Raw genomic sequence first — 26,104 nt, 5'->3', positions numbered from 1 at the left:
TAGGACAGAATGTGCGGGTGCGCGCACTGGCGATCGGGATCGCTGTCACGCTCGTCGTGCTCGCCGGCGGGGCGGTGGCCGCCGACTTCGGCACCGCGATTTACGCCGAGTACCGGTTCTCTCGCACTGTGAGAACCGAGGCCAAGCTCGATTTCGATCCTGCGGTCGCGATTCTGGGCTTTCCGTTCATTCCACAGGTGGTGCGTCATCGTTACCGCGAGGTGGAGATAAAGGCAGCGTTGGTCGAACGTCCCGTCCTCGGGAAGGCCACGCTGGAGGCCACGTTTCATGATCTCGACCTGTCCGAGGCGTCCTGGCTCGTCCGCCCGCGCGCTCTGCTGCCCGTCGGCAAGCTCGAAAGTCGGATCATCATCGATTCGGTGCATCTGGGCCGTTACATGCACATCACCGACCTCACCGTCGACAGCCCGCCCAGGGACGCCAACGACGCCACGGGCGGCACGACTGAGTCCGGCATCTCCAGCAGCGTCGGCCTGATCTTCACCGGAACCCCGAAATCGGCCGGATTCGACCAGAAGGTCAGCGTCTCGGTAGACCTCTCGATGGCCGGTCCGGCCAACACGACGCTTGTCGTGAGGGCGACCGGAATCACGACTCGACCCGGCACGGCGAAGCGGGATGTCCCCGAGAACAAACTGAGCGCGGTGCTTGCCGCGTTCAGCACGAGCCTTCCGGATCAGAAGCTGCCGTTCGGTGTTGCGCCGACCCGGGAGGGCGCGCGCGGCTCAGACGTCATCATCGAGGGGATCGCCGAGGGACTAACGGTGCGCCTCGATCAGTTCACAGTGACATGAGTTGGTCGTTGGCCACGTCAGCCGGTGTGATCGTCGCCGCTCTCGTGGTCGCCGTGCTGATCGGGGTGCTGGTGAACCGGCGTTCGGGCGTGCTGCGGGAGGGCAGGGGACCAGTCGAGGTCGACACCACCGATCTGGGCCTGTCTGACTCGGGGCCTACGGTCGTGCACTTCAGCGCCAGTTGGTGCGGCCCCTGCGCGGCGGTCCGCCGGGTCGTCGACCAGGTGTGCGGCGACCTGCCCGGTGTGTCCCACGTGGAGATCGACCTGGACGCCGATCCGGGCGCGGCGCAGCGGTTTTCGGTGCTCTCGCTGCCGACGACGTTCGTCTTCGACGACGACGGACGCCAGCGGTATCGGACCTCAGGTGTACCCACGGCTGCTGACCTGCGGTCGGCCCTGATCCCGTTATTGGCTTGAGAGCATGTCCATTGGGTAAGCTGGCCCCGTGTTCGCCCGCCTTGAGCAGCTGCTCACCAAGCGCCGCGCAGTAGATCTGTGCCGCACCGCGGGTTGTTTCTGTTGCTGTTGTCGCTGAGCGCGCATCCGCGCTAGCGGCCAGGGCCGTGCGTTACCAGCCAGCTCGTCCAGCACAGGAGTATTTCTATGCCGACCAACACCACTGAAGTAGATGTCCGCGGTCCCCGGTTCGCCGCATGGGTGACCAGCGCGGTCCTCGTGGTGGTGTTGTTGGTTTCGGCCGTCAGCATGCCGGCCACAGCCATACTGTTGGGTGCACAGGCCGTCGTCTTCGCGATCACCGCGTGGCGTGGCCCGCGCCGGGGCCCCTACGGGATGGTGTTCGCGCACCTCGTCGCACCCCGGCTCGCGCCGGTGACCGAGCGCGAGCCGGTGCCGCCGCTGAAATTCGCCCAGCTCGTCGGCCTCATCTTTGCGGTGATCGGCGTCGCTGGTTTTGCCACAGGCCAGTCGGTGGTCGGCCTCGCGGCAACCGCGATGGCCCTTGTCGCCGCCTTCCTCAACGCGGCGTTCGCCATTTGTCTTGGCTGCCAGCTGTATCCACTGATCGCTAGATTCCGCCGGAGTCCGGCTACCTGATCGACCACCAATTATCAAGCAACGAAAGGAAATTCATGGCCCGCTCCGAAGTCCTGGTCACAGTTGACTGGGCTGAGAGCAATCTCAACGCGCCGAAGACCGTCTTTGTCGAAGTCGACGAAGACACCAGCGCATACGACACCGGACACATCGAAGGTGCAATAAAACTCGATTGGCGCGACGATCTCCAGGATCAAGTCAAGCGCGATTTCGTTGACGCCGAGCAGTTCTCGAAGCTCCTGTCCGACCGCGGGATCGCCAACGACGACACCGTGGTCCTCTACGGCGGCAACAACAACTGGTTCGCCGCATACGCATATTGGTACTTCAAGCTTTACGGGCACGACGACGTGAAGCTGCTCGACGGCGGACGCAAGAAGTGGGAACTCGACGGTCGTCCGTTGTCCACTGACACCGTCGAGCGGGAGTCCACCAGCTACACCGCCAAGCAGCCGGACAACAGCATTCGCGCATTCCGTGACGAAGTGATCTCCACGATCGGGGAGAAGAACCTCGTCGACGTCCGCTCCCCCGACGAGTTTTCCGGCAAAATCCTTGCCCCTGCGCATCTGCCGCAGGAGCAGAGCCAGCGGCCTGGCCACATCCCCGGCGCCCTCAACGTGCCGTGGAGCAAGGCCGCCAACGAGGACGGCACATTCAAGTCAGATGACGATCTGCGCACGCTGTACGCAGAAGCGGGCCTTGACGACTCGAAAGAGACGATTGCGTACTGCCGAATCGGCGAGCGCTCGTCTCACACCTGGTTTGTGCTCCGTGAGCTCCTCGGGCACGGGAATGTCAAGAACTACGACGGCAGTTGGACCGAATACGGCTCCCTGGTGGGGGTCCCGATCGAGTTGGGAAGCTGATATGTGCTCTGCACCGAAACAAGGACAGACCCTGCCAGCGGGGGTGGACGTCGAAAAGGAGACGGTGATCACCGGCCGCGTGGTCGACGGATCCGGGCAACCGGTCGGCGGCGCGTTCGTGCGTCTGCTGGATTCATCCGACGAGTTCACGGCCGAGGTCGTCGCGTCGGCGACCGGTGACTTCCGCTTCTTCGCGGCACCCGGCTCGTGGCGCGTACGCGCGCTGTCGTCGGTCGGCAGCGGCGACGCGGTCGTGGCCCCGCACGGCGCGGGCGTCCACGAGGTCGACGTCAAAGTCGCCTGATAGCGGCCTCGTAGTCCCTCGGGCGGCGGCATCGCCGCATGCATGACGCCGCCCGAGGACTGGGCACTAGACTCGACCACATGGTGCTGTTCTTCGAGATCCTCTTGGCGGCGTGCACCGGGCTGATCGCGTGGTTCGCGCTATATGCGGTCTACCGGCTAATTTCCGACGAGTCGTGACGTCAGCCGACCCTGGATCTGGCGATCGGGCAGTCGCTGCGGCAGCGGAACGCGCCAAGATCACCGCAGCACGCAATATCCCTGTCTTCCAAGATCTTCCGTTACCCGCCGATACCGCGAATCTGCGCGAGGGCGCCAACCTCAACGATGCCTTGCTGGCACTGCTGCCACTCGTCGGCGTGTGGCGCGGCGAAGGCGAAGGCCGCGGCGCCAGTGGGGATTACCGGTTCGGCCAGCAGATCATCGTCTCGCACGACGGACGCGACTACCTCAACTGGGACGCACGGTCCTGGCGTCTCGACGAGAAGGGCGAGTATCACGAGGCCGCCCTACGTGAGACGGGATTCTGGCGGTTCGTCAATGACCCCACCGATCCGCGCGAGTCACAGGCAATCGAGCTGCTGCTGGCGCATTCCGCCGGGTACGTCGAGTTGTTTTACGGGCGCCCACTCAGCCAGTCGTCCTGGGAACTGGCGACCGACGCCTTGGCCCGCAGCAAGTCGGGGGTGTTGGTCGGGGGAGCCAAGCGGCTCTACGGGATCGTCGAGGGCGGTGACCTTGCATACGTGGAGGAGCGGGTCGACGCCGACGGCGGCTTGGTGCCGCATCTGTCGGCCCGGCTGACGCGGTACGCCGGGTGAGGTAGTTGATCTACTCGATTTGCTGAAACCACTGTGGCTCGCGCCTGTCGCACGGAAGATAATCGCGTGTCGCGAGTCTTCTTGAGCCACTCGAGCAAAGACCTGAGGGAGGCTGTCGCCCTCAAGGAGTGGTTGACGCAGCAGGATCCGCCACTCGCCAACGAGATCCTCCTGGACGCAGACCCCACCGGCGGTATTCAAGCGGGCGAGCGATGGAAGGAAGCGCTGCGCCGGGCCAGCACTCGCTGCGAAGCGGTCATCTGCCTACTGTCCAAGAACTGGGAAAGCTCCAGCGAATGCTTCGTCGAATATCGCGTTGCCGAGACCCTCAACAAGCAGATCCTCTGCGCACGCCTCGAGCCCTCCACAGGTGACCAGTTGACGGCAGAGTGGCAACGTTGCGACCTGTTCGGCGGCGGGCACACAACCCTGATCGACGTCGGCAAGGGGCCGCCGGTGAAATTCGCCACCGACGGGCTCTATCGCCTTCGTGACGCGATCAGGGGTGCTGGGATTGAAGCCGAATCGTTCGTTTGGCCGCCGCCGTCTCAACCCGGCAGGGCTCCCTACCGCGGCTGGGAGCCATTCGAAGAGGTCGACGCCGGTGTCTTCTTTGGTCGCGACGGCGAGTTGGTTCAGGCTCTTGACCAACTGAGGGGGATGCGCAACGCGGGTCGCAAGTCCTTCTTTGTCGTCCTGGGCCCCTCTGGAACCGGGAAGTCTTCGTTTCTCCGTGCGGGGCTGTTGCCCAGGCTCAGACGCGAAGATCGTCGTTTCGCTCCACTGAACATCGTTCGCCCGGAACAAGATCCGTTGACGGGCGACCAAGGCCTATCGGCTTCGATCAGCGCGGCCCGGCAACGGTATGGATTGGTCGATCCCCCGCTCGGCGACATCAAACAGGCTTGTGCGGAGGGCAATTCGGCGCTGGTTGCAACGCTTCTCAACGAGATCCGTGATGCTGTGGCCGGACGGTTCTTTTACTCGGCCGATGACCAGGTCACCCCTAAGCCGCCGACACTGATACTGCCGCTAGATCAGGCCGAGGAATTGTTCAGCGCCGAATCCGTTTGTGCGGCAAGAGAGTTCCTCACGTTTCTGCGCGAAGTGACCGAGGTCCTCAACGACGCCGAGCTGGGCCTGATCATCGCGGCCACGATCCGCACCGATCGGTACACAGCTATGCAGATCGACCCGGCAGTATCGGCAATGGGAAGCCTCTTGTTCGACGAGCTCAAACCGATGCCGGTCCACCAGTTTAAGGAGGTCATTACTGGCCCGGCACTGCGCGCCACACAAGCTGGTCATCCGCTAGAGCTGTCACCTCAATTGGTCGACCGGCTCGTTGCTGATGCGAAAGGCGGAGATGCGCTTCCCCTCCTCTCGCTCACGCTTTCGCGGCTCTTTAGGGATTACGCGAGCACGGGGCGTCTGACGGTAGAGCAGTACGAAAAAATCGGCGGGGTTGATCGCGCCGTCCAAATTCAGATCGACGACATCTTCTCGAGCGACCCCGCCGAGCGAGAATCGCAGCTCAATGTCGTTCGGGCGGCGTTCATTCCATTCTTGGCGACATTCGGCGCCGACAGCAGTGAGCCACTGCGCAGGACAGCGAACTACGCAGATCTGCCGGAGGCATCCCGCCCGTACATCGATGCGTTTGTGAACAAGCGACTGATCGTCAAGGACAAGCGCGGCGACAACGTGGTTGTCGAGGTAGCACTCGAAAGTCTGCTTCGACAGTGGGACGAGCTCGCAAGCTGGCTCCGCGAGCGTCGCGCCGACCTCCTGGCTGCCGACGATCTCGAACGCGCCGCCGACGCTTGGCAGGCGCACGGACGTGATAACGCGTGGCTACTGACTGGCCTACGGCTAAGCGGAGCCGAGAAGCTCTTGACGCTTCCTGGATTTGGCCGGCGCTTAAGCACGGCCCAGGGTTTCCTCGCGGCGTCACGTGAAGCAGAGAACAAACGCCGCCAAGCCGAAGACGAACGACGCGACGCCGACCTACACAATGCTCAGGAACGGCAGGCGCTGGCCGAGCAACACGCAGGCGCTCTGCGTCGGCGTTCGCGGATCCTATGGGCTGCACTGGCTTCGACCGTTGCGGTCGCGTTGGCGGCCACGGTGTTCTTCATCCAGGCACGCAGCTACGCGAAGGATGCTGAGGCCCGGCTGCAGGAGGCAACAACTATGCGCCTGCTCAGCGAGGTTGACGCGATACTTGCCGGGACCGCAGTGGGCGGGACCACCGAGGCGTACTATCGCCAACTTGCCGCGTACTCACTTTCTCCCGAAAAGTCTCAAAATGCCCTGTACAACACAATCATTCAAAATGCTGACACCAAGAAGGTCATCAGTTTGGCCGACCCCCTGTCACCACTCACCCTGAGCGCATTGCAGTTGAGTCCGGATGCCGCGAAAGTCGCAGCGGCACAACAGTTGCCAGGCGGCGACTGGAGCGTGCGCCTGTGGGACACAACGTCCGGACAACCCTGGGGGCAACTACATTCTGGCTTGAAGGGGGTCAACCACATCGAATTCAGCCCAGACGGAAAGGCGATTGCGGTTTCAGGCGCTTCGCAGATACAGGTCTGGGAGGCTGACTCCGGCCAGCGCCGGGCCCCACCCATCGGTGCCAACGCCACAGCCACTGCATTCAGTCGCGACGGCGATCGCCTTGTGGTCGGTGACGGGAACGGGAACGTGCAACTCTGGAATCTCAGCGACGGGCAGCCTGTAGGCCCTCCCGCCAAAGCGCACCCGGATCGCCGTTCTGATCAGTACGACGCGATTCGGCGGTTAGTCGTCACAGACGCGCAGATCGTATCTGCGAGTGCGGACGGCAGTGTGAGGTTGTGGGATTCGGGCAACGGTTCGCTTATCCGTTAATCGGTCCCGGGCAAATCGCACGACTCATACATGAACCTCGAAGTCGGGTTGAGCGCCAATGGCCTCATGGCTGCGGTTGCGCAGGCCGACGGCGTCATCGAGTTCAAGAACGCACAAACCGGCCAGGTGGTAGGTGACCCCCGCCGCCTAATTCGTCAGCCACGGTCCATCGCAATTTCGCCGGACGGCCTGCGCGTCTTCGCTGCTTTCGAGAACGATGTGGGGATCCTCCACATCTCCCAGAACAGTGACGAGGCACGGCTCGCGGGTCACCTCGGCACGGTCGAAGGCGTCGCCGTGTCAGGCGACGGGCGTACCGCCGCGTCATTGAGCCGCGATAACACGATCCGTCTGTGGAACAGCGATTTCCCGCTCTACGAGGACAGGGCCTTCGGCATGGCGTTCACAGCGGATGGGAACCGTCTGACAGCCATAAGTCACCGCGGAATTCGCGTATGGGACGTCGAAACGGACAGTGTGATCAGCGGACCAGATCATTTGGTGAACGCGGGCAGCACTTCTCTACCGTTCAGCCGGGACGGGCGCCTCGTCGCCGTCGGATCGGGCCACGGGAAGACCGAAATCTGGAATGTCGAAAGCCGCGAGCGGGTCGCCGGGCCGTTTGCGGTGGCGAACGATGGCTATGTCACGCGCCTCGCTCTTACAGAGGACGGCAAACGGCTCGCTATTGGCAGCGGTCATGGCTTCCAGATCTGGGATGTCGACGGCAATCAGGCGATCACACCAGTGATCGACGTCGATGAGAGCATCGACGCGTTGGCGTTCAGCCCCGATGGTCGCTCCATCGTCTCGGACCGAGCTGGTGGTGCGTTGCAGGTCTGGGACGTCAGCACCGGCCGACCGAGCGGCCCGAAACTCAAGGACAAGCAGCGTCAGATCAACAGCCTGAAGTTCAGCCCGGATGGGCGCTTCGTCGCCGCAGGGGACTACAGCGGCACGTTGCAGATATGGGATGTGTCGTCGGCCAAGCCCGTCAGCGACCCGGTCAAGTATAGGGTGGACGCGCAAAATAGCGATGCCATCGGGGACATCGCGTTCACCCCCGATGGTCGTCGCATCGCCACTGCCGGACGCGCCGGAGTGCGCTTATGGGACGCGCAGACTGGATACCCCATCGGTCCGATCATCAGTCCCAGCCTTACGGTCCACACCGTGGTCTTCAGTCGCGACGAACGTCTGGTGGCTACCGGAGCGAGCGACGGTTCGGTGCGGTTCTGGCCGTCGCCGTCGTCAGCAGATCCGGCAACGCTCTGCGCCAAGTTGGTGACGAACATGACCCGCACGCAGTGGCAGAAGTGGGTCGGCGAGGGTTTCGCGTACAGGAAGACCTGCAAGAACCTCCCCGACCCCGCCGACTGACTCGGGGGCCCTAGCTCCGAACATAAAGCGGCCCCCGAGCCATCGTCCCGGTTGGACACACCGGGGGCTCGGGGGCCGGGTGACTGCGGGGAATTACCAGCGCCTGCGGGCGCGTTTCCTCGCTCGCGGCTGCTAGCCGGCAGTCACCTCACGTGTCCATAAGCTAATCAATTCGCGGACCACCTCCTTCCTCGTGTACCGGCGAAGCTACCACTCCCCTGAACGCGCTGCTACTGGGTTTCTTCACGCGCGGCTACTGACATTCTTCACAAGCGAAAGCGTACGAATCGCGCCGTTGACGCGCGCGTAACAAGTTCGGAATCGACCGTCCCTAATGTAGGCCGGTCAACCGTCCCGTTAATGAGCAGCGGGCGAGAAAGCGATAGGAACCAAGTTGAGCGGAAATGCGGTGCGCCTAACGGCCATCAACAGCGTCGAGGCGTACGTCCCACCTGCGATCAGCTTCGATCCCAGTGAGGAGCCCGGCGCGATCTTCGGTTCCAACGTCTTCACCCTGGCCGAGATGCGCCTGCGGTTGCCCAAGTCGGTGTACAAGTCCGTCGTCGCGACGGTCGAGAAGGGCGCCAAACTTGACCCTGCCGTCGCCGACTCGGTCGCATCGGCGATGAAGGACTGGGCGCTGTCGAAGGGCGCCACCCACTACGCGCACGTCTTCTACCCGATGACCGGCCTGACCGCCGAGAAGCACGACAGCTTCCTCGAGCCGGTGTCCGACGGTCAGACGCTGGCCGAGTTCGCAGGAAAGACGCTTATCCAAGGTGAGCCCGACGCGTCCAGCTTCCCGTCGGGCGGCCTGCGCAGCACGTTCGAGGCCCGCGGCTACACCGGCTGGGACGTGACCAGCCCGGCCTACATTCTCGAGAACCCCAACGGCAACACGCTGTGCATCCCGACGGTGTTCGTGTCGATGACCGGCGAGGCGCTGGACTACAAGACGCCGCTGTTGCGCAGCCAGCAGGCTATGGGTGCGCAAGCCGAGCGCATCCTGAAGCTGTTCGGCCACAAGGACTTCGACCACATCGTGTCGTTCTGCGGTCCAGAGCAGGAGTACTTCCTGGTCGACAGGCACTTCTTCCTGGCCCGTCCAGACTTGGTCAACGCCGGCCGCACGCTCTTCGGCGCCAAGCCACCCAAGGGCCAGGAATTCGACGACCACTACTTCGGCTCCATTCCCGAGCGCGTACTGGGCTTCATGATGGACACCGAGCGGGAGCTGTTCAAGCTCGGCATCCCGGCCAAGACCCGCCACAACGAGGTCGCGCCCGGTCAGTTCGAGATCGCGCCGATGTTCGAGCGGGCCAACATCGCCGCCGACCATCAGCAGCTGCTGATGACCACATTCCGGAGCATCGCCAAGAAGCACGGCATGGAATGCCTGTTCCACGAGAAGCCGTTCGCCGGTGTCAACGGGTCGGGCAAGCACGTGAACTTCTCGATGGGCAACGCGCAGTTCGGCAGCCTGCTGGTGCCCGGCGACACCCCGCACGAGAACGCGCAGTTCTTGGTGTTCTGCGCCGCGGTGATCCGGGCCGTGCACAAATACTCCGGTCTGCTGCGGGTGTCGGTGGCTTCGGCCACCAACGACCACCGGCTCGGCGCCAACGAGGCTCCGCCCGCAATCATCTCGATATTCCTGGGCGAACAGCTCGCCGACGTGTTCGAGCAGATCGCCAAGGGCGCAGCCACCTCGTCGAAGGGCAAGGGCACCATGATCATCGGTGTCGACACTCTTCCCGAGCTGCCGACCGATCCGGGCGACCGCAACCGCACCAGCCCGTTCGCCTTCACCGGCAACCGATTTGAGTTCCGCGCGCCGGGCTCCGGGCAGACCATCAACGTGCCGATGATCATTCTCAACACGATCATGGCCGATTCGCTGGACTACATGGCCACGGCGCTGGAGAAGGCCGTTGGCGAGGGCGAGGACTTCGATGTGGCGGTGCAGAAACTGCTCACCGAGATCATCACCGAGCACGGCGCGGTGGTGTTCAACGGCGACGGCTACTCGGAGAACTGGCAGACCGAGGCCGCCGAGCGCGGGCTTCCGAATCTCAAGACGACGCTGGACTCCATTCCGGAGCTGGTGAAGCCGGAGGCGGTCGCGGTGTTCGAGAAGTACGGCGTGTTCAACGCACGGGAGCTGCATAGCCGTGAGGAAGTCCGCTACGAGATGTACGCCCTGACCGTCAACGTCGAGGCCAAGCTCACGCTGGAACTGGGTTCCACTGTGGTCCTGCCTGCGGCTATCCGGTACCAGACCGAGCTGGCTCAAAACGTCGCGACGCTCAAGGCGGCCGGAATGGAGCCCGACACGACGTTGCTGGAAGCTGTCTCGACGCCGATTTCGGAGCTGGCCACTGCGCTGGCAGAGCTCAAAGCCGGGCTGGCCGCTCACGGAGGCGAGAGCGCCGCCGAGGAGGCTGCCCACGCTAAGAGCCTGCTGCCGTTGATGGACGCGGTCAGAGCGCCAGCCGATGTCCTGGAAGGCATTGTGGCCGATGACCTTTGGTCCCTGCCTACCTACCAGGAGATGCTCTACATCCTCTGACGAGCCGTGCTGGCGTAGTCGCCGAGTGTGGGGGAATGCGCCCGCACCGCGGGCGCGATCAAACCCGCAAACCCCCACACTCGGCGGCCAGGTCGGCTAACGATCGCTGACGATCGCCATATCGACGAGTTCCGCCAACTCGCCGGCGAGCGGCGTGTCGCGCAGAAGCCTGCCGTCGAGTGTATGCACGCGTGCGGCCAGCGTGATGCTTGACACCAGCCAAACACCTTGGGCCTCAAGCACATCCGCGGGCGTGAGTTGCCGGTACTCGCAGCGGTATCCCTTCTGGGTCGCCACCCCGAACAGCGCCTGCTGCGTGGTGCCGTGCAGTATCGGCAACGACGGTGGCGGGGTGAGCAGTGCTCCGTCTGCGGCGATGACGACCGTCGAACGCGGTCCTTCCAGCACATAGCCGTCGGTGCTGATGAAGATCACGTCGCCGCACCCGCGTTCGTCGGCGTATCGCAGGGCGGCCATGTTCACCGCGTACGACAGAGTCTTGGCGCCGGCCAGCACCCATGGGACCGCCGACGCGGTCGACGGCATCGCGCGAGCCAGCGTCAGCGCCGCCAGACCGTCGCGACGCACGGCGGCGACCCTCTCCGGGAGGACCCCGACCGTGATGAACGCCGTGGGCGGGCCGCCGCCTTCTCGTCCCCGGCTGTACACCCAGCGCATGACGCCCTCGTCGGGACATTCTGAAGCCCACCGCGCGGCAGCCGAAGTTGCCGCGCCACGCCACGCGTCGGGATCGGGAGAGGGCAGATCCATCAAGTCGGCGGACCGCGTCAGCCGCTGCAGATGGGCGTCAAGCAGACAGGGCTGCCCGTCGCGCACCAGCAGTGTCTCGAAGATGCCGTCGCCGCGTACCGCCGAGAGATCGTCGGCGTAGAGCAGCGGCGACTGAAAGTCGTGGAATTCACCGTCGAGCGTGACGACAACTGGCATGGGCATCACCGTAACGGGCGACCGGGGCGAGCGAAGCGACGGGAATTCGACCGTACAGTTAAAGGCGTGACAGCTGTTCCCGCCCCATTCGAGGGCCCAGATGCCGGTGCCACATGGCATTACGGCGACCCCTTCGGCGAGCAGCGTGCGGCCCTGGACGACGCCGTGGTCATCGATAGGTCGCATCGCGGCGTCATCACGCTGACGGGCCCGGATCGTCGGTCGTGGCTGCACACCATCTCGTCGCAGCAGGTCGCCGATCTCGCCGACGGCGCCACCGTTGAGAACCTGAGCCTCGACGCGCAAGGTCGCGTCGAGGACCACTGGTTCCAAACGGACCTCGCGGGCGTCACCTACCTCGATACCGAACCGTGGCGAGCCGAGCCGCTGCTGGCATACCTCACCCGCATGGTCTTCCGCGCGGACGTGGTGCCGCAGGCCGCAGACTTCGGCGTGCTCTCCCTGCTCGGTCCCGCACTGGCCGAAAAGCGAACACTCGACGCACTCGGCGTGGACGAGCTGCCTGCCGACCTGACCGCGTTGCCGGTTCCCGACGGCGGATTCGTGCGCCGGATGCCGACGCATCCCGATGGGCCGTCGATAGCGTTGGACCTGGTGGTGCCCGACGATCAGGTTCAGGCCTGGCTCGAGCGGCTCGAGGCGGCAGGATTGCGCCGCGCCGGAGTGTGGGCGTACGAAGCACACCGGGTCGCCTCCCTGCGTCCACGTCTGGGCGTCGACACCGACGATCGGACGATTCCCCATGAGGTCGGATGGATCGGCTCTGCGGTGAACCTGAACAAGGGCTGCTACCGGGGCCAGGAGACCGTTGCGCGGGTTCACAACCTCGGTCGCCCGCCCCGCATGCTGGTGCTGACCCACCTCGACGGATCGGTGTCGCGGCCAGCTACCGGATCAGCGGTCACCGCGGACGGGCGCCCTGTCGGACGCCTGGGCACAGTGGTGGACCATGTGGACCTCGGCCCGGTCGCGCTCGCTCTTGTCAAGCGCACGCTGACCGCCGAGACACCGCTGCAAGTTGGGGGTGAGGACGCCCCTGTTCCGGCGAGCATCGACGCCGATAGCATCCCCTCCGACGATGGCATCCGCGCTGGCCGCGCGGCGGTGGACCGCTTGCGCGGGGGCCCGCGGTAACCGATGACGCGGCACCGGGAAGCCCTGCCAGCGCAGCGCGCGCGGGCACGGTAAAGTGGTGTCAGGACAAACAAACACACACTCAGATCGGAGCCGCCTTCACATCGGGCCGCTCCGTTATTGCGCGAGGGGGTCCCCCCATGGGCCGCGGCCGGGCGAAGGCGAAGCAGACCAAGGTTGCCCGGGAGTTGAAGTACAGCTCCCCGCAGACCGATTTCGAGCGGCTCCAACGCGAGCTGTCCGGTAGCGAAGGCATTGAAACCAACGGCAATGAAGCCTGGGACGACGACGACGACTGGCGTCGCTAGTCGGATCGTGACGCGCTGCGGTTAGAACCGCGTGTGCCGTCCCACAAGTTCAACCCGAGTGCTGCCTTTTCTGGCTTTCTTCACGGTGCCGAGCACCCAGCAGTTCAAATGGCGCGCGGTGAGGATCGCCAGCGCGCGGTCGGTGTCGTCCGCGCTGACCACGGCAACCATGCCGACGCCCATGTTGAATGTCTTCTCCATTTCGGCACGGTCGATCCGGCCGCGCTGAGCGATCATCTTGAACACCGGTGCCGGGATCCATGTGCCGCGGTCGAGTTCGGCCTGCAGCCCGTTGGGCACGACGCGCGCGAGATTGGCGGCCAGCCCACCTCCCGTGACGTGGCAGAACGTCCTGACCTGGGTGTCCGCCGCCAGCGCGAGACAGTCCTTGGCGTAGATCCGGGTAGGTTCCAGCAGTTCCTCGCCCAGCGTGCGGCCGAACTCCTCGACGTGGCCGGCGAGATCCATGTGGTCGATCTCCAGCAGGACATGCCGAGCGAGCGAATAGCCATTGGAATGCAGGCCGGTCGAGGCCATCGCGATCACGACATCGCCGGGACGAACACGATCGGGTCCGAGTAGGTCGTCGGCCTCCACCACCCCGATGCCGGTGGCCGAGATGTCGTAGCTGTCGGACTCCATCATGCCGGGATGCTCCGCGGTCTCCCCGCCGAGCAGTGCACAGCCGGCCTGCACACAGCCCTCAGCGATGCCTGCGCCCAGCGCGGCGATCCGCTCGGGCACGACGCTGCCGACCGCAATGTAGTCCTGTAGAAGCAGGGGCTCGGCGCCGCAGACCACCAGGTCGTCGACGACCATCGCGACCAGATCCAGGCCGATGGTGTCGTGCTTGTCCATCGCCTGTGCGATCGCGGTCTTGGTGCCGACTCCGTCCGTCGACGCCGCAAGAAGCGGCTCGCGGTAGCCGCCCCGCAGCGCGAAAAGGCCCGCGAAACCGCCCAACCCGCCAATCACCTCCGGCCTGGTGGCCTTCTGCGCCAACGGTTTAAGTAACTCGACCGCGCGTTCGCCGGCCTCGATGTCCACCCCCGCGGAAGCGTACGTCTTATTGCTCCTCGCAGACGCCTTATTGCTCCTCGCGTCCGCTCCAGTTTTATTGCTCCTCGCGTCCGCAGAAGAAACGGGACGCTCCTTTTCCCTGCCGCTCACTGGTCGTCGACTCGCTCGGTCACGGAGTCCCGTCCCTCACATGCGAAGTGATTTTTGGCCGCTCGCGTCCGCACTCGCCCATCGCGTGCAAGGGTACCGGTATGTGGTGGACCCGAGGTGGTGTGTTGTGCGGTGTTTTGATGGCCTCGATAGTGCTGCCAGCCACCAGTTCGGCGACAGCAGCTGACGGCGTCAGTGCGACGGTGCTGTGGCAGCGCACGGCCGACGGGGTCGACTACGTGTTCCGGGAGATCACGATCGCTCCGGGCGGCAGCACGGGCTGGCATTGGCACGACGGCAGGCTCTACGGCGTCATCAAGCAAGGCACGCTCACCCACAACCAAGCCAACTGTGCCGTCGACGGCGTGTACCCCGCTGGGTCCAGCGTGTTCGAACCGAGCGGTTCCGACCACGTCCACATCGGCCGCAACGTCGGCGACACTCCCCTTGTGATGCAGATTCTGTACGTACTGCCGGCGGGTAGCCCGCTGTCGGAGGACGCGCCCAACCCGGGCTGCGGGTTCAGCTGACCGGCGCGGTTTGGTCGTCGGGCCTCTCGGCAATCCAAGTGGCGCGTAGCTCCGAATCTCCATGAGAAGCGAGAGGGAATCCGACCGTGCGTTGTGTAGTAACGGGCGCGACCGGCTACGTCGGCGGCCGATTGGTGCCCCGCCTTCTCGACCGGGGCTACGACGTTCGCGCGGCGGTACGAACGCCGAGCAAGTTGTTGGCAGCCCCATGGCGTGACGACGTCGAAGTGGTGCGGGCTGATCTCAGCGACTCCGGATCTCTGGCCGCTGCCTTCGAGGGAGCCGACGTCGTCTACTACCTCGTGCACTCGATGGGATCTGCTAAAGACTTTGGCGCAGAAGAGCAAAACGCCGCGCAGAACGTCGCCGCCGCCGCCCGCGACGCTGGCGTGCGGCGGCTGGTCTACCTCGGCGGATTACATCCCGGCGGCGCGCAACTGTCGCCACATTTGCGCTCCCGCACCAAGGTCGGCGAGATCCTGATGGCGTCGGGAATCGAAACCGTCGTGTTGCAGGCGGGCGTCATTGTCGGGTCCGGCTCGGCGTCGTTCGAGATGATCCGCCATCTCACCGATGTTCTTCCGGTGATGACCGCCCCGAAGTGGGTGCACAACCGGATTCAGCCACTCGCGGTGCGCGACGTCCTGCACTACCTCGTAGAGGCGGCCACGGCCGACGTCCCCGAATCCAGAACCTGGGACATCGGCGGGCCCGACGCGCTCGAGTACGGCCAGATGATGCAGATCTACGCCGACGTCGCGGGTCTGCATCGACGCATGATCGTCGTTCTGCCGTTCCTCACCCCGACGATCGCCAGCTGGTGGGTGGGGCTGGTGACGCCGATACCGTCCGGTCTGGCCCGCCCACTGGTGGAATCGCTGCATTGCGACGCGGTGATGGGCGACCACGACATCGACGCGATGATTGCGCCTCCACCCGACGGACTGATCGGATATCGAGACTCGGTGTCGTTGGCCCTTAAGGAACTTACTGATGGCTTGCTCGACGCATCCTCGTCAGCAGAGCCGTCGGAGCCGACGCCTGCTGATCCAGAATGGGCAGGTGCCGTCGGGTACACCCTCAAACGTTCAGGCTGGACGCCTCTGACTGCTGATGAACTCTGGAAGGTCGTGGAAAGCAGTTCTGCTCAACATGATTGGCACATGACGTGCCGCGAGCCCGGTCGCCTGCTGCGCATGCGCAAAGAAAGCCGGGCCGGCGTCTCTTGGCTGCAATTGCGCGTTGCTGCCGTATCGGGCCGAGGTAGTGCTTATCACCAGCTAATGACGTTCTATCCCAAGGGAATTCCTGGTCGGGCCTACTGGTATGCGGGTCTTTCCAGGCACCGCAAGGCGTTTCGGGCGATCTTCCGATCCGTGATGGACCGGGCGGTCATCGACTGATAGCGCCCTACGGCAGGGCGTCCAGCCGCCAAATCTGCAGCGGCTCGGTACGCGTTTTCAGTGTGGCCGTGCCGAGCGACACAACGTTGGCGGCAGGCAGCGCTCGGTAGGTGGCGTCGCTGATCGCCACGGTGCCCGTTGGGGCTAAAGACTCGATGTGGGCGGCCACGTTCACGGTGTCGCCCAAGACCGTGTAGGCGCGTTCCCGCCCATCGCCGACCACACCGGCAATCGCCGAGCCGGTGTTGATACCGGCCCGGAATTTCGGCCAGTCGGGATGGTCGTTGGCGACGTGCCGGGCCGCTTGCTGGAACGCCAGTGCCGCGCGAGCGGCACGCTCGGCGTGATCGGGCTGTTCGACTGACACGTTGAACGTCACCATCACCGCGTCGCCGATGAAGCGGTCGAGCCGTCCGCCAGACGCACGAACGCTCGGAAGCACGGCTACGAAGTACGTGTTCAGCATGGTCCGCACCGCATCGGGCGGGTTCTCTTCCGAGAACCGGGTAAAACCCTCGAGGTCCGCGAAAAGCACTGTGACATCGCGGGTTCCGGCCGCAACGTCGGCAAGGTACATGTCGCTGAAGCGCTCGTCGACGGGCATCCGCGCTGCCGCGGTGGCGATGGCCGCGAATGCAGCGATCATCAGGACGTGCCACATCCACCACGACGCACGCCAGTTGTCAGTGATCGCAACGGCCACAGCAGTTTCGGCGAGCAACACCCAGGCCGCAGCGACGGCAGCCAGCAGCACGGCCCCGCGACTGCGAGCGATCACCAGGTAGCGCCATGCCGCGACCGCGAACGCCAGGGCAGTCGGCACACCGAATGCGAGCATCAACGGCGAACCCGACTCGACAGGCGTCGGGTCATCCAGGGGCGGAATTTCCAGCACCGACCAGACCGCCCACGCCGCCACTACGGCCAGAAGGACAAACCGCATTGCCGTGATGTGTGCGATCACCCACCGGCCCCGCGGTCCCTCCAGACGAGTTGCTGACCACCACGCGAACACCGCGGCGACCGCAAGCCCGACCGGGACCGCGACCACGAAGCCGTCGTTCGGATGAGATATCAGAACCCTCGGTGTTGCGAGCGCGTGCAAACCCAGAAACGCCGCTGCCGCAACGAAAGACATCGAAACCAGCACCAGCCGGGCGTCGGATCGACGACGTGCTGACGTGCCGACCGACCACCCGAGCCCGGCCGCGAGCGCAGCAGCGCCCATGACTATCCAGAAATGCGACGGCTGATGCTGCCAGTGGCCGTCGATCGAGGGACGAGTGAGCAGCACCACCAGACCGATGATGGGAGTGGCCAGAGCCACTCCACAGGCGATGAGAAATCGGCGCGACATGGTGTCGCGTGAAAGCTTACGGCCTTCGCAGCGCGGAGACGTTGTCGTTGTCGGCCTGCACGGACGCTGAACTGCGTGCCGCGTTGGCCAGCATGTGCTCAATCACGTTCTTGCCCAACGCTGTTTCGCTCGGCAGCTCGATCGGATACTTACCGTCGAAGCACGCGGAGCACAGCCGCGTCGCGGGTTGTTCAGTGGCCGCGATCATGCCGTGCAGCGAGACGTAGCCCAGTGTGTCGGCGCCGATGGCGTGGCGCACCGCCTCGAGCACTTCGCCCTCGTTCTCGACGGCGTTGGCGATCAGCTCGGCGGGCGTCGCGAAGTCGATGCCGTAGAAGCACGGCCATTTCACCGGAGGCGACGCGATCCGCACATGCACCTCGATAGCACCCGCTTCGCGCAGCATCCGCACCAGTGCCCGCTGCGTGTTGCCCCGCACGATCGAGTCGTCAACGACGACGAGCCGCTTGCCGCGGATCACTTCGCGAAGAGGGTTGAGCTTCAACCGAATACCGAGCTGACGGATGGTCTGCGACGGCTGGATGAACGTGCGGCCCACGTAAGCATTCTTCGTCAGGCCCTGGCCGTAGGGAATTCCTGATTCCTGGGCGTAGCCCACCGCTGCCGGCGTACCGGATTCCGGCACGCCGATGACGAGGTCGGCGTCGATCGGGTGCTCGCGGGCCAGCGCCCGTCCGATGTCGACGCGGGTCTTGTGCACGGAGCGGCCAGCGATCGTGCTGTCAGGGCGGGCCAGATACACGTACTCGAACACGCAGCCCTTGGGGGTGGGGTTCGCGAACCGGGACGACCGTACCCCGTCGGCGTCGATGGCCAGCAGCTCACCGGGCTCGATGTCGCGGACGAACGACGCGCCCACGATGTCGAGCGCCGCTGTCTCGGATGCCACCACCCAGCCTCGGTCCAGCCTGCCCAGAGACAACGGCCGCACTCCGTGCGGATCGCGGGCGGCGTACAGGGTGTTCTCGTCCATGAAGGTCAAACAGAATGCGCCACGGACGTTGGGCAGCAGCTCCATGGCTGCCTGCTCCAGAGTCGAGTCGGCGGCGCCGTGCGCGAGCAGTGCGCCAAGGATGTCGGAGTCGGTAGTGGCGACGCTGTTGCCACGGGTGTTGATCAGGCCGAGCTCGCGTGCTCGCTTCGTCAGCTCGGCGGTGTTGACGAGATTGCCGTTGTGCCCGAGTGCCACGCCGGTGCCTGCAGCGGTATTGCGAAACACCGGCTGTGCGTTCTCCCACGTGGTCGACCCGGTGGTGGAGTACCGGCAGTGACCGATCGCCACGTGACCCTCCATGGCGACCAGCGTCTGCTCCTCGAACACCTGGCTGACCAGGCCGAGATCCTTGAACACGAGTACCTGAGAGCCGTCGGCGACGGCGATGCCTGCGGCCTCCTGGCCGCGGTGCTGCAGGGCGTAAAGGCCGTAGTACGTGAGCTTGGCGACTTCCTCACCGGGCGCCCACACCCCGAACACGCCGCATTCTTCCTGCGGCGCAGTCTCAAGCGGCTCGGAGTCGAGCGAGTCCGTCTGCTGGTCGGTCACGATAGGGCTGCTCCCAGAGGGGTTCGGTGACACCTCGAGTCTACGGTCATCACCGTCTAGTAACGAAAACGGCGCACGCGCGTCGTGCCACGTTTAACAGCGATTCCCGGCCTCGAAATTCCCACTGGGCGCAGCAGTCCCAGAGGTCACTCGCCTCCCCCGCGAGCAGACGCAAATCGCCCTCCATGGACATGATTTGTGCGATTCCGCGTCTGCTCGCGCAGGACGTCACTCGAGACGCACCAGCGGCAGGTACGACGCGATCTCGCCCGCCCGCGACCCCGACAGCCGCAACTCGCCGGATTCATCGGCGGCAGCGACCGTCAGCAGACCGGCGGCCAATTGCAGCCAGGTGCGGGGGTCTGTCTCCACGACATTCGGGGGTGTCCCACGTCGATGCTGTGGTCCCGAAATACATTGCACCGCAATGAAAGGCGGGATCCTCACCTCAACGCTTGCTCCTGGCGCCGCCGCGGCCAGCGTGCGTGCGGTCAACCGGACCGCGAGGGCGAGCTCCCCACGCGCGGGCACCGGGAGGGAACCGTCACGCAGCCAATCCGCTACAGCCAGTACCGCGGAGCGGGTTTGTGCTGGGTCGGCGGCGCGGCGAGCGGGCATTGCCGGCCGATCGTAGCGCCGATGAGAGCTTGCGCGAAGAGCAAAGGGCCCGGCACATTGACATCAACCGAACTTCAGGTCCTACCGTGGCGGCATGATCTTCAAACCACACGAGATCGCGTACCTCCGCAGCGCTGAGCTCGGCCGGCTGGCAACAATCCAGCCCAACGGCACGCCCCAGGTCAGTCCCGTCGGGTTCACCTACAACGACGAGCTGCAAACCATCGACATCGGCGGTTACCACATGTCGCGCAGCCAGAAGTACCGCAACATCGCGGCCAACAACAAAGTTGCGTTCGTCGTCGATGACATCGCCTCGCGCAACCCGTGGCGGGTTCGCTGCCTGGAAGTCCGCGGGATCGCCGAGCAGGCCGCCGCCGGCGACGGGCGCACTGCTGAGGCCGGCGACGCGCTCGACTCCGCGATCATCCGGGTCACGCCGCAGCGGGTGATCAGTTTCGGGATCGACGACACCGACACCGAGCCGCACAAGCTGGTCGCCGACCGCCGAAACGTCTGACGGTCAATCCGGGAGGCCGAAGAGCTTGATCACACCGTGATCGCGGCCCGCGGTGTAGCCACCGTCGACCGCGATGGCCTGGCCGGTGAGAAACGACGCGTCGGGCGATAGCAAAAACGCGGCGACCGAAGCGATTTCCTCCGGCCTGCCCCGACGCCCGAGTGCATGCTCTTCGGTGATGGACTGCAGCGGGCCCTCCATACCCTCGAAGCCCATGACGGAGTCGAGCATCGGCGTGTCGATGAAGCCCGGGCAGATGGCGTTCGCCCGAATACCGCTCGGACCGTAGTCCAGAGCGATGTTTTTGGTGAGCAACACAACTCCACCCTTGGAGGCGTTGTACACACTGCCGCCTGCCGTGCCTTCGAGGCCCTCGATGCTCGCCAGTGTCACGATCGACCCGCGTTCGCCGGACAGGCGCGGCTGCTCCACCATCCGCGCGAGCGATGCTTTGGCCACGAGAAACGTTCCCGTGAGGTTGACGGCGAGCACGCGCTCCCACTCGGACCGGCCCAGCAGGTGCACCGGCCCACCGCCGGCGACGCCTGCGGCGTGAACGACGCCGTCGAGGCGGTCCGGCACCGCGGCGAAGACGGCGCCGACGGCGGTTTCGTCGGTGATGTCGGCGCTGACGAAGATGAAGTTTGCGCCGAGGTCGCCAGGCGGCGCGCTCAGGTCGGCTCCGATCACCGTGCCGCCGTCGGCCACGAGCCGGCGGGCCGTGGCCAGTCCGATGCCCGACGCCGCACCTGTGACGACGAATGTGCCGGATCGCAAACGATCAGTGCTCACCTTCGTTGCCGCCTTTCCTTGACTGCACCGCCAGCGCCGCAGCGGCTCCCGCTTCATTGAGCGCGAGATGTGTGAGCATCGGGGCGGCCAGGCTGCCGGATTTCTCGGCAAGCAATCCGAAGACCCAGCCGGCCACGCCTGTCACCACCACGGTGCCGACCAGCGGTTCGTCCGTGCTGCGGGCGTCGGCGATGTGTGACAGCCCGAAGGCCGTGGCCTGCAGCAGCCGGCCTAGTCGCGGGCCGAAACCTCGGGCGGCCAGGGTCGCGAGCGCTCCCCGGTAGGCGAGCTCCTCCGACCAGACTGTTCCGACGGGAATGCGAAATGCCATCCACGTCACCGGCGTTGCCGGAGGAGTGCGTTGCGCCATCGCGCCACGCACGGGGCGTATCGCCGTCGCTGCGGCAACCGCCAGCACCACCGTCGACGCCGCCACAGCACCCACTCGCAAGCCCGCCCACACGGCAGGTGGCCGTAAACCCAACGGCGCCTTGGTGATCGCCGCGAGCCCTGTGGCCAGCACGGCTTGTGTCAGCGGACCCCGCCGGATCGGCAACAAGCTCCACGCCACCAGGCCGGCGGCAAGGCTCAACGCTTGAACTTTCCGAATTGTGCTGCCAGACATCAGTACTCCGGACCGCCGGCGCTCCTCACGTTTTCCAGCCAGGTCCGAACCCGGTCGGTGTCCGCCTCCGTCCAGCCATCGGGCGGCGCGACGGCCGCCCAGCCGTCGAGCACCGTCGTGCCGTAGTTGTGGCCGTGTCCCCCGGGCACATCCACCGCGTTCGTCATGTCGAACCCGACTTGCCAGAAGGTGATCATCGGGTACCAGCGCATGGTCGCGGTGCGGTCACGACCCGGCGGTTCGGCCAGCCACGCGGGACGGCTGAACCACAGGTTCGGCGACCACCACACGATGGGGTCAGATGCGTGCTGTAAGAACAACACTCGGGTGCCCGGCCACGGCGGTGCGGCAATATCCGCGACATCGTAGCCGAGGGAGAACCGCACCACACGCCCGTAGTCGTAGCGCGGCTCGATCTCCGGTGTGCCGGGGTCCCGGTGGAAAGTGAGGTCTCGCCACAGTGGGCTCGAGTTCGGCGGCCCCACCCAAAGCACCGACGAAAATCCTTTTTCCTCAATGTTCTGGAGCGAATCGAATGCTGCCTGGCCGGCCATCGAGCCGAGGCTCTCGCCGTAGAGAACCAACTTGGGCCGACGGTCGGGCGGCAATTTGGCCCACTCCCGCTGGACGGCATCGATCAAGCTCTTGCCCGACGACATCGACCGCTCCTTGTCGGCGATGAACGAAATCCAGCTGGGCAGATACGAATACTGCATCGCCACCATCGCGGAGTCGCCGTTGTACATCGCTTCGATGGACCGCGCTGCGACCGGGTCGACCCATCCGGTTCCCGTCGTCGGCACCACCACGAGAACCTTGCGGCTCAACGCGCCGGTTCGCGCCATCTCCCTGACGATGATGTCAGTACGCGCGTCGTCGTCGTGGGCGGTCGCCAGGCCGGCGTAGAGGCGAATCGGCTCTTTGGCAGGACGGCCGTTGAGCGCTGTGAGGTCGGCGGCATGCGGTCCGGTTCCGACGAAGACCCGGCCTTGATAACCGAGGCTTTCCCATTGCGCCGCCGAGTCTGGGCTGCCGGATCTTTCCGGCAGGGTCGGCTGCACGATGCCGGGCCGGGTTTCGCGGTTGTCCGGTTGAAACATGACGTTGGCACCTGAGATGAACCCGCGCACCAAAACGCCGTTGACGAGAAGGACGATCAGCGCGACGACGATCGCGGCACCGATGAACAGCGCGACCTCGTCATGCAGACGCCAGCGCCGGATGAGATACCGGGCGATGGTCTTGATCGCGTCGAGGATGATCCGCGCGACACCGACGATCAGGCCACCTACCAGCAGGGCCACCAACAGCGTTCGCATGTAGCTCAGCGTGGACGGGCCTTGCATACCCATCAGCGCCGATACTTGACGCTGCCACCTGGCCGACGGGATCACCACGAGCACGCAGGCGGTCAACGACAAGGCCGCCGATACGACGTTGAGCCAGAGCGACACTCGACGACCGGGCCACCAGTGCCTTCGGCGCAGGAAGCGACGCCCGTGTTCGCCGATCACTGCTCCGATGCCGTAGCCGATCGAGGCGCAGATTCCGCCGACCACCCCTTGGAACAGGAAGCTCCTGGGCAGTAGCGACGGGGTCATCGACAGGCAGAAGAACAGCGCGCCGGTGGCGACACCGAGGAAGTTCAACCGGAGCAGCCCCAACAGCCACGCGACCAGGGGGTGGCGTCCGCGCTGCTCCTCGGTTTCGGCTGCGGGTGTAGCCGTGTCCTCGACGGTGTCGACGGCCGGCGGAGCGGCGCCGGCCGCGACATCAGGTCCAGCGGCGTCGGCCGCGACATCAGGCGCCGCGTCTGCGTCCATCGCTAGCCGAACAGCTCCGGCAACACACGCTCATAGGTGGCGCGCAGCTCGTCGAGAGACACGGTGAACAGTCCCTGCACCTCGACCGCATTCGACTCATGGTCGACGACGCCGATGCGGGCGACGGGTAATGCCCGCGCCTCACACATCGCTTGGAAGCGGCTCTCCTCGGTGCGGGGGACGGCGACCAATACCCGCCCCGCCGACTCGGAGAACAAGAACGAAAACGAAGCTGTGCCTGATTCAAAGCCGTCCGGAATGACGATGCGACATCCTGTTTCACCGGCAAGGGCAGATTCCACGACGGCCTGGATCAGGCCGCCTTCGGAGAGGTCGTGCGCTGCGGACACCAGCCCGTCACGTGAAGCCGCGGCTAGGACGTCGGCCAGCAGCCGTTCGCGTTGCAGGTCGACGACGGGTGGCCGGCCACCGAGGTGATCGGCAGTCACCTGGGCCCAGATCGAGCCGTCGAACTCGTCGCGGGTATCGCCGAGCAGCATCAGCGATTCGCCCGGTTCGGTGCCGAAATCGGTTGGTATGCGCCGAGATACATCATCGAGCACACCCAGGACACCGACCACCGGAGTCGGCAGGATCGCCGTCGTGCCGGTCTGGTTGTAGAAGCTGACGTTGCCGCCGGTGACCGGAATTCCCAAGGCGGCGCAACCGTCGGCCAGTCCCCTGACCGCCTCCGAGAACTGCCACATCACCCCCGGGTCTTCCGGCGATCCGAAATTGAGGCAGTTCGTGACGGCCACCGGGGTGGCGCCGGTGACGGCTACGTTGCGGTACGCCTCGGCGAGTGCCAGCTGTGCTCCGGCGTACGGGTCGAGCTGCGTGTAGCGGCCGGAGGCGTCGGTGGACACCGCGATTCCGCGGCCGGTCTGTTCGTCGATGCGCAGCACACCACCGTCGGCATGCTCGGCGAGAACCGTGTTGCCGCGGACGTATCGGTCGTACTGTTCGGTGATGAACGCCCGGCTGCACAGGTGCGGACTGCCAAGCAGCGCAAGCAAAGTTGCACGCAACTCGGGTCCGGTGCTGGGCCGGGGGAACCGTGTCGACGTGTCGGCGTTCAAGGCATCCTGGCTGTCGGGTCGCGCGACCGGTCGCTGATAGACCGGGCCCTCGTGCGCGACGGTGCGCGGCGGCACGTCGACGACGGTCTCGCCGTGCCACGTGATGTGCAGGCGGTCGCCGTCGGTGACCTCCCCGATCACCGAGGCGAGCACGTCCCATTTGCGGCACACCGCGAGGAAAGCATCGACGTTCCTGGGCTCGACCACCGCGCACATGCGTTCCTGGGACTCGCTGGCGAGGACCTCGGCGGGCGTCATGTTCGCGGTCCGCAGCGGCACCTTGTCAAGCTCGACGGCCATGCCTTGGCCGCCAGCAGACGCTAACTCCGATGTCGCACAGGATAATCCGGCGCCGCCGAGGTCCTGGATGCCGACCACCAGATCGGCCGCATAGAGCTCCAGGCAGCACTCGATGAGCACCTTCTCCATGAACGGGTCGCCGACTTGGACAGACGGCAGTTTCTTCCGAGATCCGCTCGCGGGATCGAGCTTCGATCCAGTCCGCGTTCCTTCCTCGTCGCCGCCGAACGTGTCGGACGCCAGGACCGAGACCCCGCCGATTCCATCGAGCCCGGTGCGGGCGCCGAACAGGATGATCTTGTTCCCGGTTCCGGACGCGAACGCCAGGTGCAGATCCTCCTTGCGCAGCACGCCGACACACAGGGCGTTCACCAGCGGATTGCCGCCGTACGACGCGTCGAACACCGTTTCGCCGCCGATGTTCGGCAGGCCAAGGGAATTGCCGTAGCCGCCGATACCGCGCACGACGCCGTCGACCACGCGGCGGGTGTCGGGTGCGTCGGCCGCGCCGAAGCGGAGCTGATCCATGACCGCGACGGGCCGCGCGCCCATTGCCATGATGTCGCGCACGATGCCGCCGACGCCGGTGGCCGCGCCCTGGTAGGGCTCGACGTACGACGGGTGGTTGTGCGACTCGACCTTGAAGGTGACGGCCCAGCCGTCCCCGATGTCCACCACTCCGGCGTTCTCACCGATGCCCGCCAGCATCGCTGCCCGCATCTGGTCGGTGGTGGTCTCGCCGAAATAGCGCAGGTGCACTTTGGACGACTTGTAGGAGCAGTGCTCGCTCCACATCACCGAGTACATCGCGAGCTCAGCGTCGGTCGGCCGGCGCCCGAGGATGTCACGGATCCGTGCGTATTCGTCGTCCTTGAGGCCCAGCTCGCGGTACGGCTGGGGAACGTCCGGGGTGGCCGCTGCGTGTTCGACGGTGTCGAGCACAGCAACCTCTTGGGGGGCGAGCGGGGACGTCACCCAGACAGCTTAATTTCCTCGGCGGGTTTGCTCGCGCCCGCCACGCTCCTCTACTGCCGCGACATCGCAATGTTGAGTTTGTCCTCCGCCGTGACCAGGTGATCGTGGCTGTCCCCGCCGATGTCGATCGTCACGACATCGATCGAACCCGTGAACTTGTTGCCATGAGGGCCGTAATCGGTCGATGTGGGTGACCCGGTGTCCGAGCCCACGTCACAGGCTTCGTCGGC

The 26,104-nt window shown here is 65.3% G+C and carries 25 protein-coding genes and 1 pseudogene; 16 read left to right on the top strand and 10 right to left on the bottom strand.

The window, feature by feature from the left end; translation table 11 throughout:
* The first annotated feature begins 17 nt into the window (after nucleotides 1–17).
* The 11 genes and pseudogenes from lmeA (at nucleotide 18) to QOH60_RS01525 (ending at nucleotide 10,707) form a co-directional block, all read left to right on the top strand.
* A complete protein-coding gene (lmeA, locus tag QOH60_RS01575) occupies nucleotides 18–815 on the top strand; it encodes a mannan chain length control protein LmeA (RefSeq protein ID WP_526416376.1) in 798 nt (265 codons plus the stop codon).
* Complete coding sequence (locus tag QOH60_RS01570; RefSeq protein WP_526416374.1) at nucleotides 812–1,234, top strand: thioredoxin family protein; 423 nt, start codon at nucleotides 812–814, stop codon at nucleotides 1,232–1,234. The genes lmeA and QOH60_RS01570 overlap by 4 nt, the downstream gene beginning before the upstream one ends.
* 28 nt (nucleotides 1,235–1,262) lie before the next feature.
* Nucleotides 1,263–1,352 carry an Ms5788A family Cys-rich leader peptide gene (locus QOH60_RS01565; RefSeq protein ID WP_526316216.1) on the top strand — a complete coding sequence of 30 codons (90 nt, stop codon included), beginning with the start codon at nucleotides 1,263–1,265 and terminating at the stop codon, nucleotides 1,350–1,352.
* 68 nt (nucleotides 1,353–1,420) lie between these two features.
* Nucleotides 1,421–1,873, top strand: a complete 453-nt coding sequence (locus QOH60_RS01560; RefSeq protein ID WP_526416372.1) for a DUF4395 family protein — start codon at nucleotides 1,421–1,423, stop codon at nucleotides 1,871–1,873.
* A gap of 35 nt (nucleotides 1,874–1,908) precedes the next feature.
* A complete protein-coding gene (locus QOH60_RS01555) occupies nucleotides 1,909–2,742 on the top strand; it encodes a sulfurtransferase (RefSeq protein WP_526416370.1) in 834 nt (277 codons plus the stop codon).
* 1 nt (nucleotide 2,743) lies between these two features.
* On the top strand, nucleotides 2,744–3,046 hold the full coding sequence (locus QOH60_RS01550; protein ID WP_526416368.1) for a DUF1416 domain-containing protein: 303 nt from the start codon (nucleotides 2,744–2,746) through the stop codon (nucleotides 3,044–3,046).
* Nucleotides 3,047–3,188: 142 nt separating this feature from the next.
* Nucleotides 3,189–3,866, top strand: coding sequence for a nitrobindin family protein (locus QOH60_RS01545; RefSeq protein WP_526416414.1), 678 nt, complete (start codon nucleotides 3,189–3,191; stop codon nucleotides 3,864–3,866).
* A 33-nt stretch (nucleotides 3,867–3,899) separates the two neighbouring features.
* A pseudogene (locus tag QOH60_RS01540) lies at nucleotides 3,900–4,271 on the top strand (TIR domain-containing protein); the annotation flags it as partial.
* A 51-nt stretch (nucleotides 4,272–4,322) separates the two neighbouring features.
* Nucleotides 4,323–6,758 carry a WD40 repeat domain-containing protein gene (locus QOH60_RS01535; protein ID WP_526416412.1) on the top strand — a complete coding sequence of 812 codons (2,436 nt, stop codon included), beginning with the start codon at nucleotides 4,323–4,325 and terminating at the stop codon, nucleotides 6,756–6,758.
* A 30-nt stretch (nucleotides 6,759–6,788) separates the two neighbouring features.
* Complete coding sequence (locus QOH60_RS01530) at nucleotides 6,789–8,138, top strand: WD40 repeat domain-containing protein (protein ID WP_526416366.1); 1,350 nt, start codon at nucleotides 6,789–6,791, stop codon at nucleotides 8,136–8,138.
* Between the two features lie 394 nt (nucleotides 8,139–8,532).
* Nucleotides 8,533–10,707, top strand: coding sequence for a glutamine synthetase III family protein (locus QOH60_RS01525; RefSeq protein WP_526416364.1), 2,175 nt, complete (start codon nucleotides 8,533–8,535; stop codon nucleotides 10,705–10,707).
* 96 nt (nucleotides 10,708–10,803) lie between these two features.
* Here the strand turns inward: QOH60_RS01525 and QOH60_RS01520 are convergent, their stop codons facing one another.
* Nucleotides 10,804–11,655, bottom strand: coding sequence for an aminodeoxychorismate lyase (locus QOH60_RS01520; RefSeq protein WP_526416362.1), 852 nt, complete (start codon nucleotides 11,653–11,655; stop codon nucleotides 10,804–10,806).
* 66 nt (nucleotides 11,656–11,721) lie between these two features.
* Between QOH60_RS01520 and ygfZ the strand changes: the two genes are divergently transcribed.
* The gene (gene ygfZ / locus QOH60_RS01515; RefSeq protein WP_526416360.1) at nucleotides 11,722–12,810 is read left to right on the top strand and encodes a CAF17-like 4Fe-4S cluster assembly/insertion protein YgfZ; all 1,089 of its coding nucleotides are present in this window, start codon (nucleotides 11,722–11,724) and stop codon (nucleotides 12,808–12,810) included.
* A 140-nt stretch (nucleotides 12,811–12,950) separates the two neighbouring features.
* Nucleotides 12,951–13,118 (top strand): DUF3073 family protein, encoded by a 168-nt coding sequence (locus tag QOH60_RS01510; RefSeq protein WP_526416358.1) that lies wholly within the window; start codon nucleotides 12,951–12,953, stop codon nucleotides 13,116–13,118.
* 21 nt (nucleotides 13,119–13,139) lie between these two features.
* On the opposite strand, the gene purM is transcribed toward QOH60_RS01510, so the two are convergent.
* The gene (gene purM, locus QOH60_RS01505; protein WP_526416356.1) at nucleotides 13,140–14,288 is read right to left on the bottom strand and encodes a phosphoribosylformylglycinamidine cyclo-ligase; all 1,149 of its coding nucleotides are present in this window, start codon (nucleotides 14,286–14,288) and stop codon (nucleotides 13,140–13,142) included.
* Between the two features lie 140 nt (nucleotides 14,289–14,428).
* Between purM and QOH60_RS01500 the strand changes: the two genes are divergently transcribed.
* Both QOH60_RS01500 and QOH60_RS01495 read left to right on the top strand, forming a co-directional pair.
* On the top strand, nucleotides 14,429–14,818 hold the full coding sequence (locus QOH60_RS01500; protein WP_526416354.1) for a cupin domain-containing protein: 390 nt from the start codon (nucleotides 14,429–14,431) through the stop codon (nucleotides 14,816–14,818).
* An 86-nt stretch (nucleotides 14,819–14,904) separates the two neighbouring features.
* Complete coding sequence (locus QOH60_RS01495) at nucleotides 14,905–16,221, top strand: NAD(P)H-binding protein (protein ID WP_526416352.1); 1,317 nt, start codon at nucleotides 14,905–14,907, stop codon at nucleotides 16,219–16,221.
* A gap of 7 nt (nucleotides 16,222–16,228) precedes the next feature.
* Here QOH60_RS01495 and QOH60_RS01490 read toward each other — a convergent pair whose 3' ends face one another.
* The 3 genes from QOH60_RS01490 to QOH60_RS01480 all read right to left on the bottom strand — a co-directional run bounded on the left by QOH60_RS01490 (nucleotide 16,229) and on the right by QOH60_RS01480 (nucleotide 19,760).
* Nucleotides 16,229–17,578, bottom strand: coding sequence for an adenylate/guanylate cyclase domain-containing protein (locus QOH60_RS01490; protein ID WP_526416350.1), 1,350 nt, complete (start codon nucleotides 17,576–17,578; stop codon nucleotides 16,229–16,231).
* Between the two features lie 16 nt (nucleotides 17,579–17,594).
* Nucleotides 17,595–19,142, bottom strand: a complete 1,548-nt coding sequence (purF, locus tag QOH60_RS01485; RefSeq protein ID WP_526416348.1) for an amidophosphoribosyltransferase — start codon at nucleotides 19,140–19,142, stop codon at nucleotides 17,595–17,597.
* 228 nt (nucleotides 19,143–19,370) lie between these two features.
* On the bottom strand, nucleotides 19,371–19,760 hold the full coding sequence (locus QOH60_RS01480) for a sterol carrier family protein (protein ID WP_526416346.1): 390 nt from the start codon (nucleotides 19,758–19,760) through the stop codon (nucleotides 19,371–19,373).
* A 94-nt stretch (nucleotides 19,761–19,854) separates the two neighbouring features.
* Between QOH60_RS01480 and QOH60_RS01475 the strand changes: the two genes are divergently transcribed.
* On the top strand, nucleotides 19,855–20,280 hold the full coding sequence (locus QOH60_RS01475) for a PPOX class F420-dependent oxidoreductase (RefSeq protein WP_526416344.1): 426 nt from the start codon (nucleotides 19,855–19,857) through the stop codon (nucleotides 20,278–20,280).
* A 3-nt stretch (nucleotides 20,281–20,283) separates the two neighbouring features.
* Here QOH60_RS01475 and QOH60_RS01470 read toward each other — a convergent pair whose 3' ends face one another.
* From QOH60_RS01470 to QOH60_RS01450, 5 genes are all read right to left on the bottom strand, one after another.
* Nucleotides 20,284–21,129 carry an SDR family NAD(P)-dependent oxidoreductase gene (locus QOH60_RS01470; protein ID WP_526416342.1) on the bottom strand — a complete coding sequence of 282 codons (846 nt, stop codon included), beginning with the start codon at nucleotides 21,127–21,129 and terminating at the stop codon, nucleotides 20,284–20,286.
* Nucleotides 21,062–21,682, bottom strand: a complete 621-nt coding sequence (locus QOH60_RS01465; protein WP_526416410.1) for an Rv0804 family intramembrane glutamic endopeptidase — start codon at nucleotides 21,680–21,682, stop codon at nucleotides 21,062–21,064. Before QOH60_RS01465 ends, QOH60_RS01470 begins: the two co-directional genes overlap by 68 nt.
* Before the next feature lie 14 nt (nucleotides 21,683–21,696).
* On the bottom strand, nucleotides 21,697–23,520 hold the full coding sequence (locus tag QOH60_RS01460) for an alpha/beta hydrolase (RefSeq protein ID WP_526416340.1): 1,824 nt from the start codon (nucleotides 23,518–23,520) through the stop codon (nucleotides 21,697–21,699).
* A gap of 2 nt (nucleotides 23,521–23,522) precedes the next feature.
* Nucleotides 23,523–25,841: a phosphoribosylformylglycinamidine synthase subunit PurL gene (purL, locus tag QOH60_RS01455; RefSeq protein ID WP_526416408.1), complete on the bottom strand. Its 2,319-nt coding sequence runs from the start codon at nucleotides 25,839–25,841 to the stop codon at nucleotides 23,523–23,525.
* A gap of 83 nt (nucleotides 25,842–25,924) precedes the next feature.
* The coding region (locus QOH60_RS01450) for a hypothetical protein (protein WP_526416338.1) at nucleotides 25,925–26,104 on the bottom strand (180 nt) is incomplete at its 5' end.

The sequence above is a fragment of the Mycobacterium sp. genome (genome assembly GCF_032159765.1).
Taxonomy (GTDB): Bacteria; Actinomycetota; Actinomycetes; order Mycobacteriales; family Mycobacteriaceae; genus Mycobacterium.
The sequence above is the reverse complement of the archived record's forward strand: the minus strand, read 5'-3'. Positions and strand labels throughout refer to the sequence as shown.